At 42.1% G+C, this 14,280-nt stretch carries 16 protein-coding genes; all 16 read right to left on the bottom strand.

Annotated features, from left to right (window positions below; all coding sequences use genetic code 11):
• Positions 1 to 7: 7 nt before the first annotated feature.
• The 16 genes from groES to JOC31_RS06785 all read right to left on the bottom strand — a co-directional run bounded on the left by groES (position 8) and on the right by JOC31_RS06785 (position 13,997).
• Complete coding sequence (gene groES, locus JOC31_RS06860) at positions 8 to 295, bottom strand: co-chaperone GroES (RefSeq protein WP_205017419.1); 288 nt, start codon at positions 293 to 295, stop codon at positions 8 to 10.
• Between the two features lie 125 nt (positions 296 to 420).
• Positions 421 to 960 carry a DUF1697 domain-containing protein gene (locus JOC31_RS06855; protein WP_205017418.1) on the bottom strand — a complete coding sequence of 180 codons (540 nt, stop codon included), beginning with the start codon at positions 958 to 960 and terminating at the stop codon, positions 421 to 423.
• Between the two features lie 102 nt (positions 961 to 1,062).
• Positions 1,063 to 1,866, bottom strand: a complete 804-nt coding sequence (locus tag JOC31_RS06850; protein ID WP_205017417.1) for an ABC transporter ATP-binding protein — start codon at positions 1,864 to 1,866, stop codon at positions 1,063 to 1,065.
• Positions 1,866 to 3,824 (bottom strand): ABC transporter substrate binding protein, encoded by a 1,959-nt coding sequence (locus JOC31_RS06845; protein ID WP_205017416.1) that lies wholly within the window; start codon positions 3,822 to 3,824, stop codon positions 1,866 to 1,868. The genes JOC31_RS06850 and JOC31_RS06845 overlap by 1 nt, the downstream gene beginning before the upstream one ends.
• A gap of 515 nt (positions 3,825 to 4,339) precedes the next feature.
• Complete coding sequence (locus JOC31_RS06840) at positions 4,340 to 4,639, bottom strand: DUF202 domain-containing protein (protein WP_205017415.1); 300 nt, start codon at positions 4,637 to 4,639, stop codon at positions 4,340 to 4,342.
• 21 nt (positions 4,640 to 4,660) lie between these two features.
• Positions 4,661 to 5,512, bottom strand: coding sequence for a PTS system mannose/fructose/sorbose family transporter subunit IID (locus JOC31_RS06835; RefSeq protein ID WP_386705164.1), 852 nt, complete (start codon positions 5,510 to 5,512; stop codon positions 4,661 to 4,663).
• Positions 5,496 to 6,344, bottom strand: coding sequence for a PTS mannose/fructose/sorbose/N-acetylgalactosamine transporter subunit IIC (locus JOC31_RS06830; protein WP_205017413.1), 849 nt, complete (start codon positions 6,342 to 6,344; stop codon positions 5,496 to 5,498). The genes JOC31_RS06835 and JOC31_RS06830 overlap by 17 nt, the downstream gene beginning before the upstream one ends.
• Before the next feature lie 29 nt (positions 6,345 to 6,373).
• Positions 6,374 to 6,871, bottom strand: coding sequence for a PTS sugar transporter subunit IIB (locus tag JOC31_RS06825; protein ID WP_205017412.1), 498 nt, complete (start codon positions 6,869 to 6,871; stop codon positions 6,374 to 6,376).
• A gap of 37 nt (positions 6,872 to 6,908) precedes the next feature.
• Complete coding sequence (locus tag JOC31_RS06820; protein ID WP_205017411.1) at positions 6,909 to 7,340, bottom strand: PTS sugar transporter subunit IIA; 432 nt, start codon at positions 7,338 to 7,340, stop codon at positions 6,909 to 6,911.
• Positions 7,341 to 7,601: 261 nt separating this feature from the next.
• Positions 7,602 to 8,909 (bottom strand): ABC transporter substrate-binding protein, encoded by a 1,308-nt coding sequence (locus JOC31_RS06815; protein ID WP_205017433.1) that lies wholly within the window; start codon positions 8,907 to 8,909, stop codon positions 7,602 to 7,604.
• Complete coding sequence (locus tag JOC31_RS06810) at positions 8,902 to 9,573, bottom strand: response regulator transcription factor (RefSeq protein WP_205017410.1); 672 nt, start codon at positions 9,571 to 9,573, stop codon at positions 8,902 to 8,904. Before JOC31_RS06810 ends, JOC31_RS06815 begins: the two co-directional genes overlap by 8 nt.
• Positions 9,570 to 10,898, bottom strand: coding sequence for a sensor histidine kinase (locus JOC31_RS06805; protein ID WP_205017409.1), 1,329 nt, complete (start codon positions 10,896 to 10,898; stop codon positions 9,570 to 9,572). The genes JOC31_RS06810 and JOC31_RS06805 overlap by 4 nt, the downstream gene beginning before the upstream one ends.
• A complete protein-coding gene (locus JOC31_RS06800) occupies positions 10,898 to 11,863 on the bottom strand; it encodes a sugar ABC transporter substrate-binding protein (RefSeq protein ID WP_205017408.1) in 966 nt (321 codons plus the stop codon). The genes JOC31_RS06805 and JOC31_RS06800 overlap by 1 nt, the downstream gene beginning before the upstream one ends.
• Before the next feature lie 411 nt (positions 11,864 to 12,274).
• The gene (locus JOC31_RS06795; RefSeq protein ID WP_205017407.1) at positions 12,275 to 12,670 is read right to left on the bottom strand and encodes a single-stranded DNA-binding protein; all 396 of its coding nucleotides are present in this window, start codon (positions 12,668 to 12,670) and stop codon (positions 12,275 to 12,277) included.
• Positions 12,671 to 12,724: 54 nt separating this feature from the next.
• Positions 12,725 to 12,952, bottom strand: coding sequence for a sulfurtransferase TusA family protein (locus tag JOC31_RS06790; RefSeq protein WP_205017406.1), 228 nt, complete (start codon positions 12,950 to 12,952; stop codon positions 12,725 to 12,727).
• A 13-nt stretch (positions 12,953 to 12,965) separates the two neighbouring features.
• Positions 12,966 to 13,997 (bottom strand): YeeE/YedE family protein, encoded by a 1,032-nt coding sequence (locus JOC31_RS06785; RefSeq protein WP_205017405.1) that lies wholly within the window; start codon positions 13,995 to 13,997, stop codon positions 12,966 to 12,968.
• Between the last annotated feature and the right edge of the window lie 283 nt (positions 13,998 to 14,280).

Below are 14,280 nucleotides of genomic sequence, written 5' to 3'. Positions count from 1 at the left end.
TTTCTCCTTATTCAACGATTGCTAGGATGTCGCTCTCACGAATGATGGCTAGCTTTTGGTCACCATCTTTGACCTCAAGCCCTGCCCCATTTTCCACGAGAACTGTATCTCCCGCTTTGACGCTAGGCGCTACCAAATCTCCCGTCAAGGTGCGAATACCTTCTCCGACTGAGACGACTTGTGCTTTCTTGCTCGCTTCACGGCTAGCACCCGCCAAAACAAAGCCACCAGCAGTTGTTTCTTCTACTTCTTCAAACGTAACCACAACACGGTCACCCAAAGGTTTCAAAGTCATTAGACTTACCTCCCATTTTTCAGTTGTTTTAGCACTCTTATCTATCGAGTGCTAATTTCTACAAATCTTATTATATCACTTGGTCAAAAATAGTCAAAAGAAAAGAGTGCCTTTTAAAAGCGTAGCTATTGTGCCAAAAAATCCGCTAACTTCGCAAAGGTCTTGTGATTGCGAATGGTGACCTGTTTGTAACTTTTAGTTTTGGCAAACTGTTTGTGGTAGACTGTCTGAGCGTACGTTTTCTCATCGTACTTGCCCCAGTAAGCTGCCAAGTCTCCAAAATAAAGCACCTCGTCACCGAGGTTTAGATTAGCCAACTCCTGCTCTAAAAGCTCCTTAGTCACCGTCTGAGTATAAAAAAGCGCGTCCTTTCTTGCCAAATCCTCTTGCCACCAAGTTGGCAATTGCTGGCGCTCCACTTCATAAGCTTCCTGACTGAATAGGCTAAATTGAGCCACAAAAGGGTAGTGCTGCGCCAACAAATTCTTCAATTCCTGTCTCAAGTCAGGCTCTGCTTTAGAAGAGGTCAGAAAAAGATTGCCACTATTGATATAAGATGCCACCTCTTCATATCCTTGAGCCGTCAAGAGAGCCTTAAGCTCTGCCATGACTACCTTATTTCTGCCACCAACATTTATCCCTCTCAATAGTAAACAATAACGCATAGAAACCACCTTTCTTTATGCTAGTCTAACACGATTTGATGGATTTGACTACTGTAAAAAAGTGAGTTCAGCAACTGCCAAACTCACTTTTTAATAGCTAAATTATCCCAATACCAAAGCATCGTCATTAAGGGCTTCTCCACTATTTTTGTGGAAGAGGTCCATCAACTGAGCGACGGTGAGGTTTTTCTTCTCTTCACCACGCACATCAACAACGATTTTACCATGATAAAGCATAACCAAACGGTTACCATATTCGATCGCGTGTTCCATATTGTGGGTGATCATGAGCGTTGTCAATTCCTGCTCCTCAACCAACTTGCGGGTCAAATTCATGACCATATCACTGGTTTTAGGGTCAAGAGCTGCCGTATGCTCATCCAAAAGTAAAATCTTAGGACGGACCAAGGTCGCCATAGCAAGCGTCAATGCCTGACGTTGTCCTCCGGATAGGAAGTTAGCATCCGTCTTCATGCGGTCTTCAAGACCCAAACCAAGTCCGACAAGAGCCTCTCTAAAGATTTGACGTTCTTCATCAGTGATTGATTTTTTGAAAAAGCTACGCTTCTTACCACGACGGTAGGCAATGGCCATATTTTCTTCAATAGAAAGATTGGTTGCTGTTCCCATGCGAGGGTCTTGGAAAACACGACTGATGTCTTTTGAACGAACATCAACAGAATCCTTGCGAATCGAACGTCCTTCCAAAAGAATATCTCCCTCATCAATATCAAGAACACCTGCGATAGAGTTCATCAAGGTTGATTTTCCGGCACCGTTACCACCGATAACAGAGATGAAATCACCCTGCTCAATATCCAAATCTAAACCACGAAGAACGGGATTTTCATTGATAGTACCTTGTTCAAAGGTCTTTTTAATGTGTTGAAGTGAAAGTAATGCCATTAGTCTTTACCTCCTGTTGCCACTGTTTTTGAGGGTTTGATACCAAGTTTTTGACGTACTTCTGGGACGTAGAGGATGATTGCCAGAAGAATAGCTGATGCTAGTTTCAACATCTGAGCATCCACATTCATAGCAAGAATGATAACCAGAACTAAGCGGTACAAGATAGAACCAAGAACGATTGACCAGAGGCGTTTCCCGAGCGGCAAGTATTTGACGATAACCTCTGCCAAGATAATAGAAGCCAGTCCGTTAACGATAGTACCTGTTCCCATGTTCATATCAGCGTAGCCATTATTTTGAGCCAAAAGTGAACCAGCTAAGGCAATCAAACCGTTTGAAATCATATAACCCAAGATTTTCATGCGATCAACCTTGATCCCATTTGCCTCACCCATGGCAATGTTATCACCTGTCGCACGAAGGGCAAGTCCCATCTGAGTGTTCAAGAGAACAACCAAAAGTCCAATCACAAAGGCAACAAAGACCAAACCAATTAAAATAACACTGTAAAGTTTTGACAAGCCAGTTCCCATGACCATGGTCACAAGAGTTGTCTGACCTGATAACGAAACGTTTGAACTACCCAGAACCAAAAGATTGATTGAGTAGAGGGCTGTCAAGGTGATGATACCTGTCAAGAGGGCTGGAATCTTCATCTTAGTATGTAAGAAGCCAGAGACTGCTCCTGCTAACATACCAGCTACAAAACCACCTAGCGTTGCAAGGAGAGGATTGATACCATTGACAATCATGATAGCTGTTGAAGCTGCACCTAGAGGGAAAGCACCCTCAGCAGTCAAGTCAGCTAAATCCAAGATACGGAAAGTGATGAAGACACCAATGGCCATGATTGCCCAAAGTAAACCTTGAGAAAGGGCTGAAAGAGCCACTTCTAGCCAAGCATTTTTCTTGTTTGAAGAGGTTTGACTGCTAGATTTCTTGGTCGTTGAAGCACTTGTTGAGGATTTAGTTGTCTCCTCAGCTTCTGTTGTTTCAGTCTTTTCAGACTTGATGCTTGAGACATCGATGCCCAAGGTCTTAGCCATATCTTCATTGACCACAACGTCTAGTGTTTTTGGATATTCGGCAGAAACCTTGCTAACTTCCTCACCCTTCATGAGACGAATAGCCAGTTTAGCCGTTTGGCGACCTAGAGCCTTATAGTTGGCACCATAGGTAAAGAGAACTCCTGACTCTACAACATCAGCCGAACCACCAACAACAGGTACTTTTGTTTCTTTAGACAAGTCTGTTACAAGAGAAATCGCCGAAACAATGGTGTTATCCGTTGGGATAAAGAGCACTTCAGTTTGGCTCATCAAGCTCTTAGCTGTGTCTTGAACATCATTGGTTGATGAAATCCCTTTAACAACGGTCTCAATACCAGCTTCTTTAAAGACTTTCTTTGCTTCTTCGACCTGAACCTCTGAGTTACGCTCGTTGGTTGTGTACATGATGCCGACTTTTTTCACTTTTGGCATCACTTTTTGAAGCAATTCAACCTGCTTGGCAATCGGTGACATGTCGCTAGTACCAGTCGCCATCCCCCCTGGATTCTCCATTGTCTTAACCAATTTAGCTGAAACAGGGTCTGTTACCGCTGTAAATAGTACGGGCTTATCAGTCGTCAAATTAGCCAAAGACTGAGCAGCGGGTGTCGCAATCCCTAGAACCATGTCATTGTCTGACAAAAGGCTAGTTCCGATGGTCTGCAAGTTAGACTGGTCACCTTGGGCATTTTCGTAATCAATAACAATGTTCTTGCCATCAACATAGCCCTCTTTTTCCAACTCCTCAACAAAGCCCTTACGGGTCGCTGACAAGGATGGGTGTTCCACATATTGGAGGATACCAATATGTGTGACCTCTTTACTAGAGCTTGTTTGGGATGAGCACCCTGCCAAAACAAGCCCGGCCATAGCTAAACTAGCTACAGCAATCAGGATTTTTTTCATTTTCCTTCCTCCGTAATCCTTTTTCTTTAAAAATAGCTGACGCTACACTATCTATCACAAGCAAAAAGCCAGTCAGACACTGTCTAACCGGCTATAATGACGCGCAAAAGTTCACGCGCTTATCCCTAACCAGTTAGACTATCTCTCTAATCGGCTAGGATCATCGTAAAATGCTTTAGCTTCATAGATACAAACATGGGTGACGTCTGTATCCATTCTAGCAATACAAACGTCTATCTAAAGAAACCAAAGTAATAATAGCTATTCAATTCTTTGTCTGATCGTGACGTTTGTCGTAACATCTTACATCCTCCTTGTTCATGATTACTACTAGTTTACTCCTATTCAGTGTAACAGTCAATGCTTTTTTAAAATTCTGATAATTTGTAGTGTCAAAAAAGACCGAACTCACGTTCAGTCTTTTAAAATGATATTCTAGCAAAGCCGTCGGCATCTTGGTTGGGAGGGGAGTCCCTGACAATGCCAGTCTTTGCCACATCATCACACTTAGTCTCTTAGCTATCTGTGGTGATTTGTTTCACCTTTTGGTCAAAATCATCAATCACTTTAGCTAAATTTTGGCGTCCTTTGTAAATACCGTAACCAAATAGGAGCATTCCTAAAATACCCAATACTACTAGCAAAATTCCCACAATCTCAGCCACTAAGTTTTTTTGGTAGTAGAGATAAGTTAAGACAACGCCTAGACTCGCTAGAACAAAGAGCAAGGAAAACCAACGTCCTAGATTATCAATCATGTGTTTTTGATAAGCAATTTCAGTTTCGTAACCTTGAATCATTTCTGCTTTTGTCATCTTACCTCCTTAGATATCAGCTTAGTATTTAAGTCCTGGGTTGAAGAAGCCAACAAGAACACCGATAAATGCAATCACTACCAAAAGCAACATAACCTTGTTTGGTGACACGTTCTTCTTAGCCATCAACCACCAACAAAAGACGATAAATGCTGCTGTTAAAAGTCCTGGATAAACAGCATCAAATTGATCTTGCAAGACAAGGTATGGTTTTTTAGCATCTCCCAACTGAAGGGCTGTTTTAACAGAAACCCAAGTTGCCGCAACACCACCGATAACCATACCACCGACAATACCAATTGCACGGCGAATGGCTTGTCCTTGAGCTCCTACAAGGAATTCAACCGCTCTATCACCAAGTTCATAACCTTTGAAGTAGGCAAAGCGCATTCCCAAATAAACCAAGAGGTTCCAAACCAAGATATAGAAGATGGCACCAATTGGTGAACCGCCTTTAGAAAGCCCCAAAGCAATACCGAGAAGAACTGGAATAAGAGTACCAACAACAAGTGAGTCACCGATACCTGCAACTGGTCCCATCAGACCCGCACGCATACCATTGATGGTTTCGTCATCAACACCATCGCCATTTGCACGCGCTTCCTCCAAACCTGCTGTCACACCGACGATGACAGAGCCGAGCTGTGGTTCAGTATTGAAAAAGGCTGTGTAAGTTTGCATAGCAACCTTTTGTTCTTCCTTAGTATCGTACAATTCTTCAACGATTGGAAGCATTGAAGTAAGGTAACCAAAGGTTTGCATGTGTTCTTGAGAGAAGCATGTCAAGTGACCATAATACCAATGATGGAATGATTTTGCTAAGGTTTTTTTAGAGATTTTTTTTCTTTCTGCCATCTTAAATATCCTCCTCATCGTCATCAAAATCCACATCAGCGCTAGAAACCACTGCACGTGATTGTTTTGCCATGTCAATTTCGTAGAACAAAACAGCGAAGATTAGTGAGATAACTGCACATGATACCAAGTTAAGGCCAAGTGATGCAGCAAGAGTGAATCCAACAAAAAATGGAATAAAGTCAACTGCTTTTGTCACAATTTGTTTCAACAAAATAGCAATACCCACACATGGAAGAAGGGCACCTACAGTAAAGAGAGTCTTCATCGCAATACCATCCATTGGAAGGTAATTTTGGATAGCTTCAACAGCGACAGATCCAAATTTTACCATAATGAGAGTTGGTAGGAATGAGAAGATAGCGTGTGAAATCCATGGGTAAACCCAGTCAACTTTATAGAGTTTTTTAAAATCCCCTTCTTCAACTGCCTTCCAACCGATATGTTGCCAAACCAAGTTCATAGTAGCTGTACCATAGAACAAGACTGTCCCGACAGTACCAACGAGGGCTCCTAATGATGTTGCCAAGTTAACAGCCTCAGTAGAGTCTGCTGCTAAACCTTTAGCTGAGATCGCTACCATAGCTAGAGGGATACCGATGTATGAGATGGCACGAACATCCGCAGATACCGTACCACCAGGAGTTACCAAGGCAATATAAACCACCTGCATGGCAACCCCACAGAGGATACCCATTTTAAGGTCCCCTAAGATCAAACCACAGACCAAACCACCTACTAAGGGACGTCCCAAAGTGTAGTTACCAATACTTGAACCACCCATACCAGGCATTGATGCCAAACTTGCAAAAATACCAAGGAGGGCTGCTTGTAACCAGTTAATTGTCATAACCGTTCTCCTTTACCTATCGATACTACTTAGAACCCAAATTTTGATTTAAAATCTGACCAGTAACCAATTGAAACATCAGGCAACAATTGGAATTTCACTTTATATCCTGCTTTTTCAATTGCTTCAATAGCTTCTGCTTCTTCTTGTGTGATTGATTGGTTGTTACCAAGTTTGACAGCACCTGGACGGTCGTTTGCTGGACCGACGATGATTTCTTTCACATCACCTGGAACATAACCTTGGTCAACTAAGATTTCTTTCATGTCGATTGGGTTCTTAGTGATCAAGAAATAACGTGAGTCAGAGTCAGTAACTTTGCCTGATTTTGCTGCGAAAGCTTCTTTTGTCCAGACAAATGTTTTCTTATCAGCTGCTGCACCTTTGTAGGCTTGCACCAAAACTTTGTTAGATGCGGCTGCATCATTGACAGCAATGAGACCATCACAAGGGTACTCTTTTGCCCAACGTGTTACAGTTTGACCATGAATCATACGGTCGTCAATACGTACAAATGAAACTACCATTTTTTATCTCCTTTTAAACCTAGTTAGCGCAATGCTATTAAATATCGTCATCTTCGTCTTCAGCATCCTCAGTTGCCACTTTAAATTCTTGAAGAGCGGTTTGTGCCTCTGGTAGAACAGCCTGAACAAAGGCATCACCATCAAGCAAATCTTTCATAACAGCTGAGGTAATAGCCATCGGAAGGTTCATCCCTCCTAAGACAACAGCTGTGTCAAGAAGTCCTTTTTCCTCTAGGACTCCAAGAGCCGTTGTTAGAGGACTTCCACCAACGATATCTGCCAAAACAACGACAGAATCATCGCTAGTCACATTGGCGATGGCTTGTCTAAATTCTTCAGCAAAGGCTTCTGTTCCTTCACGAAGTCCAACTGCAATGACTTGATCCATCTTGTCAGCTGCAAACATTGCCAAAGATGTTTTAAGACCTTCTGCAAAACCACCGTGACTAACGAGAAGTAAATATTTCATGCGTTTCCCTTCTTCCTCTCATGATGAGTATCACTTTATATTGTCTTAATTTTACAAAAATAGAGAACGGTTTCAAATGGTGTTTTGTCACGACTTGAGATGACAAACATCACAACTTTAAGTGACATTTGTCATATTTGGTAAGCTGTTGTTAAGAAGACATCCTCTTAACTATCTTGGAACCAAAAAAACTGAGCCATGACCTCTACCAATTCACTTGGCGGTCATCACTCAGCTCTGCTTTTTCAACTAGATGTTTTGCTAATTAGCAGCCGTTTCAAGTTGACGTTGAATGCTAGCTAAATCTGATTCTAACGTCCCCTGATTAAGTGATTTAGTGATGAGATAGTCTGCCTGTTCCATCAAACTGGTATAGCGCTTAAACTTGGGACTGGGCTCTGCCTTTTTCAAAATCTGATTGAGCTTGTCCTGTTTGAGTACCGAATCCCCAAATGGCGTGCTTTGTAAGAGCCTATCTGTTTTTGGGCTTGTCATAACCGAAGTCAAAACAGATGCTCCTTGGGACTGTTCAAACAAGCCTTGTTGCGTTTGTTTGTTCGCCGATAAACGTTTCAACAAAGCCCAAGCAAGATCGCTCTTACGTGTCTTCGAAGAGATGGCTAAGAGGGAGGTCTCCATCTGACTGAAACCAACTTTACCTGATTGGGTGGGCATGGCTATACAAGTCCACGAAAAGTTAGCATACTTAGACACATGGTAAGGATAAGACTTGTAGGTGCGATACTCTGCCAAGGTCATTGGCATAAAAGCGACCTTACCTTTGTCAAAATCACTGCTAGAGACTTGGTAGGAACCGTTAAGAGCCTCTAGCTTACTGTACCAAGATAAGGCTGAGCGTACTTGACTAGTATTTACTTGAACCTTGCGACCCGTCTCATCAAACAGGCTCAAACCTCTTGCCATGATTGCCTCTTGCCAAGTGTAGCCGACTGTCGCAAACTGATCAAGACTGCCATTGCCATCAGTGTCCTTACTCAGACGCCTACAAATCTGATAAAACTCCTCCAGTGTCCATGTTTCATTTGGTAAGGCTATGCCTTCTTTATCTAGCAAGTCCTTATTGATACAAAGAAGAACAGGATTGCTTTCAAACGGTAGAGCATACTGGAAAGAACCGTATTGACCAGCCTCATAGCTCGCCTGATAATAACGATTGAGATTCAAATCATGACTAACATAAGAATCTAAATTAGCCAGACTGCCTGTCGACGCTAAGAGATTAAAATCATTTTCAGGGACCATGAAAACATCTGGCTGCTTTCCCGTGACGATTTGGTCTGACAACCAGTCTGCGTAGTCAGCCTTAGAAATACCTGACTCATAAACCACTTTGACATTGGGATGATCCTTTTCAAAGCCTTTGATAACCGTGTCTAGAAGTTTATTATCTTGACCGCTAGGCACATCCCACGAACTGCCACTATAGACACCGATACGGATGACTTGCTTGGCAAAAGAGAGGTGGTAAATCAAAAGCCCTGCTCCCAAACACAAACAGATACTCAATACGATAAACGTATAGACAAGCTTTTTTCCTTTTTTAATCATCATAATCCTTTGTTAACACACCTGTTTGAACAGCCCAGATAGCTAGTTGTGTCCGATCTCGCAACTGTAATTTCGATAAAATGACGGACAAGTAATTGCGGACGGTTCCCTCAGATAAAAAGAGTTTGCCTGCAATCTCTTTGTTAGACAAGCCATGCCCCACCTGTTGAATGACACGCCAGTCTGTCTTAGACAGGTCAGCCACACCATCTTGATCCACCTGAATGTTGGACGTCGAGTGACTAACTTGGGAAAAGAGACGAAATACCTTGGCAGCAATATCTGGATTGAGCATGGCATTTCCACTATTAACCGTAATGATAGCTTGATGAAGATCCTCCATCGATATCCCTTTTAAGATATAACCTGATGCTCCGTACTCTAAGGCACTAAAAATAAATTCATCGTCATCAAAGGTCGTCAAAATGATGACCTTGGTCCCTGGAAACCGCTTCTTGACCATCTTGGTACAGACAACACCGTCCATCTCTGGCATACGAATGTCCATCAAAATCACATCAACTGGATGAGACTCAAGGTAGTCAAGCACCTCTAAGCCATTTGAAGCTGTCGCAACCACATTGAGATCTGGATAGGCTGATAAGACAATGCTGACCGATTCGCGGATTAGCTCTTGGTCATCAGCAATAAGTAGGTTGATCATTCTTCTTCTCCTTTACGTTTAGGAATTGTTATCCTTGTTTCAAAACCATCGATACTCTCAAAAGACACTTGCCCTCCAATCACAGCCAAACGCTCCTGCATCTGGGTCAGACCATAACCATAGGTGAGGTTCTGACAGCCCTGACCATTATCTGAAATCACAATCCTGTATGTGTCTGGCGAAGTGGTCATTTTGATGTTAACCTGCTTGGCATGGCCGTGTCTCAAGGAGTTGGTGACTGATTCTTGGATAACACGAAAAACCACGTCTTCCTTGGCAATATCTAAATCAACCTGGTCCCAATCATAATCCAAGACAACCTGTAATTTAGACAAGCTCTCGTAATCTGCAATCATTTTAAGGAGGGCTTCTTTTAAGCTTCCTCGCTCCAAGGCTCCTGGTCGCAATTTCTCCAGGGATCGCCTAACATCTTGAATACCTTCACGGACGACAGTTGAAATATTTTGAAGTTGTTTTTTGGCATGATCAGGATTGAGGTCAATCAAAACCTTAACCGCATCTATACCTGCAGAAATACCAGTCAAGGCATGCCCTAAGGTATCATGGATTTCTCTAGCAATACGTTTGCGTTCGCGATCCTCCGCCATTTTTTCAGCGAGAGAAACATAGGCCGTCAATTCTTGGTTGGCACGGTCTGCCATTCGAAGTTCCTCTTCAATCTTATGATTTTCAGAAACAGAATAAATCACAAAAGCAACCAAGGAAACGAGGAAAACAACCATGTTGCTAATGCCTAGAAAATTTTTGATAAAGGTTAAAGCTACACGCAAGCTCATCGGTATAAAATCCAAATAGACCGAGAGATCTGGAAGCTTGATCAGTAGTGATAAGAGGTCAAAGTTAGTCAAAAGTAAGAGACCAAAACTCACCGCAATAAACCAAAACCAGGTTTTTTGCCTCCTCAAAGTGTAAAAATCCGTATAGCTGTAAAAAATATCCGCAAAAACCAGTAAAATCAAGCCATTATAGGAAAACTGTAGGGCAACAAAGGTCAGCAAAAAAAAGAGGACTTCCATAAGCGCCAGCCAATCGTAATGCCCTCGCCAACTATCAATCAAATGTTGTCTGAGATAGATGGTTACCAAGAGTCCTGCCAGAAAACTAAGGCTTGACCAGTAAACCAAGACAGGTGATTGCGGAATGACAGAGAGATTCTCCAAGAGACGATGGCTCTGATTCGTCGCGATAATGTACTTACTGGCAAACAAATAAATAGTAGCGTTTACCAGCACCGCCAGACTGTTGATAATAATCAAGAGGGTCTTACACCAACTGGCATAGCGTTCATAATGTCGTGTATTCATCATTGCCACCCCGATAAATCGTATTGACCGATACTTGCTTTGGTGATCAAGGTCACATCAGTCACAACCTCAGTCGGATACGACTTCCCTTTGGCAAGCTTATAACTAGCTTTCAAGACTTCTCGACCCATATCATAGGGTGATTGTGCCACTGTTGCCTTAGCTGCTGGCATTGTCTCAATAAGCCGCTTCATATTAGGTGATCCATCGATACCATAGACAGCTACCTGAGATAGACCTTTTTCATCTAAGGCAGCCAAGGCTCCGATAGCAGCCTGATCGTTTAAGGACATGACCGTATCAAAGGTAACCCCAGAAGCAATCGCATCTTGGACAGCAGGCATGGCAAGCTCAGTCTGACCCAAGACATCTCGACGGGCAACCACTCGATAGTTAGGATGACCTGATAGCGTATCTAGAAAACCACGTATCCTGTCAGCACCCGACAAGGCAGAGTCGTGTTCAAGTAACAAAATGTTAGCCGAAGTCTTATCTTTCATCAATTGCTTTGCGCAAAGAACACCTGCCTTGTAGTTATCTGATAGAATCGTCGTATCCACAAAATCAGCTCCCTGAAGCTGGCTATCAACAACGACTATTTTAATCCCTTTTTGTTTGGCTCGTCTTAGTTTTTTTAAAAGCAAGGCATTTTGACGATCAACAGGGTTAATGATGATTAGCGATACCTTCTCCTTAATAAAATAATCAATTTGTTCAGCCTGTTTAGCCACATCCAGGCTAGGGTCACGCATCACCAATAAGTCCGACCTTTCAGAAACCTCTTGAGCAATCTCTTCATTGAGGGTTTTGTAAAAATCATTGTTCATGGTCATATAGGTCGCACCAATCTTCAACTGATGTGGTAACAGATGCCCTTCCTGATAAAAGCCAAAAATCCCTATCATTAATAGTAAAAATAAAAGACTAGACGTTATAAAAAACCAATATTCTTTTAATCGAGTCATCTTTTCTCTCCTAAATAGCTCCTAATGAGAGCCCTGACTAAAAGCATTTCTTTCAGTATAGCATTTTTTGAAAAGGGTTTCTATCTTAATTTTAAACTCATGAAAACTCTTTCTAAAACTTTCAAAATAAACTCAGGAAGCAAAACACCCTTTAGACATTGATGAGGTCTATCTGACTAGCTTTTTTCTAACTGAATAGAAGAAAACAAAAGAGCTTGAGACAAAAGTAATCTCAAACTCGTTTTTAATGTAGTTAGTGTGCAGATGTAATAAGGGGGGATAGAGTCTTTCGAATTAGCAACTAGAAGTGACAGATCTTGAGAAAATCACATGTCTTCGAAATGAGCGATTCCTTCCCACTTTGATGAGTGTTAAGAAGAGCATAGGGAGTTTTAATGAGTGCTGACACGCTTAAAATGGGAGAGCTTCCTCCTCCAAAACCAAATCAGCAAGATCTCCAGCGACTGTATTCTCACGCATAGCACGCTGGGCACGGCTTTCCAATAGTTGGAAGGACTGGGCTAGCACTTCTGTCACATAATGTTTTTGACCGTCCTTTTCATACTGGCGTGTCCTAAGCTCACCATCAATGGAAATAAGGCTGCCTTTACTACCATAGGATGCTAAGGTTTCAGCCAGTCGACCCCAGACCACAACAGTGACGAAATCAGCCTCACGCTCACCGCTCTGCGATTTGAAGCGACGATTAACTGCTATAGTCACACGCGTCACAGACTTGGCATTAGCTGTTGTCACCATCTCAGGTGTCGCTGTCAAGCGCCCAATTAAAATAACTTTGTTGTACATTTACTTACCTCCTCACTTATATTATTCGTAAGAAGAAAGCAAAAAGAAAGTCAATTATACCTTTTGGACAACAATCTCCCAAGAAGCAGCGCCAACCTGCTCAAACCGTGTCACAGGGTATCCATTCTCAGCAGCCCAATTAGGAATGCTTTCTGTTGCCTGAGTGCAGTCAAAAGCTATTAACAACTCATCTCCCTTGTTTAACTCTGCTATTTTCTTTTTAGCATCAATTAAAGGGAATGGACAAACTTGTCCACCTGTTTCAAGTTTTACGAGTACCATTTATATCTCCTTTTTATTTTTGAGTTGGTCTTACAAATATAAAGTAAGAGGCTGTCCAAACGCCCAAGATTGTTACTGGTAAGGCTATCCATCCTTTACTAGAAATGACAGCAGTCGCTGTCAAACCGTTACCGATAGTACAGCCACCTGCCCAAGAAGCGCCTATTCCCATCAAAATTCCACCAATAACACTTTTACCGATGGTCTTTAAATCTGGCAGGCGCCAACGAAATTCACCCGCACCTTTGGCAGCTAGAAAAGAACCCATGAAAATACCAATAACAAGGAAAACACCCCAATTCAAAAGATGACTATCCCCAGTGGTCGCATAAGTAATGAGATTGGCCGAAGGTGTTGTAATCCCCAATCCTCCAATACGGCCTGTTGCTTGGCTAGCAGGCCAGGCAATCAAAGCAATGAGACCAATGGCAAACCCTGCCCAATACTTATGGTAAGTCTTTTCAAACAACCAATGCCTTAGACCTTTATACCTAGTTGGTAAACTAGCCACCCTAGGTTTAGGCCGACGATACTCACGTATGACTAGCACCAACGAAATAATCACTAGGAGACTTACAAAATACCAAACAGATATCCCCAAAGACTTTGGAAGATTATCTGAAATAACCCAATGCTTAGCTAAAAAATCATTCAGGGGTTTTAAAGCACCGTACTTCATACTAGAAGCACTCAACATGTAAAAAAACAAGGCTACCCAACTACCGATAAGTCCTTCTCCTGCCCGATACCAAGTACCTGTTGCACAACCACCAGCTAGCACAATTCCGATACCAAACAAATAAGACCCAACAATCGCTCCTAAAACAGAATAATCTTCATAAGGATTAGCTAAATAACCCAACTTCCAAAGACTGATGACTCCCAAACTTTCAACCGTAATAGCAATCACAAAGGCATAAAATAGGGTATTGTCCCTAGCGATATACATATCACGGAAACCACCCGTCATACAAAATCGACTTCTCTGTAAAATAAAACCAAAAACAAGGCCAACAAGACCACCTGATAATATTGCTCCTACCATTTACAACCTCCTTATCATTTCTGATAAGCTTAGTTTAACACCTCTCGCCTCCCTTGTATAATTAGTCTTTTTTATCGTCTACCATAAAAAAATATTATGGACACAAAAAAGACACCCAGCCAAAGGCCAAGCATCTATTACTATCGTCTTTGATTAAGCTGTCCAGTGTTTGCTAGCGTCAAAGCTTTGGCTCTATAATTTCTGTAGTGGGTAAATCTCATTCAGATATTGTAGGGCTTTTTGACGGTATGCAAAAAGTCCCACATGACTTATAATGAAAAGC

Source organism: Streptococcus saliviloxodontae, from assembly GCF_016908655.1.
GTDB classification, from domain to species: domain Bacteria; phylum Bacillota; class Bacilli; order Lactobacillales; family Streptococcaceae; genus Streptococcus; species Streptococcus saliviloxodontae.
This window is presented reverse-complemented; position numbering and strand designations above follow the sequence as displayed.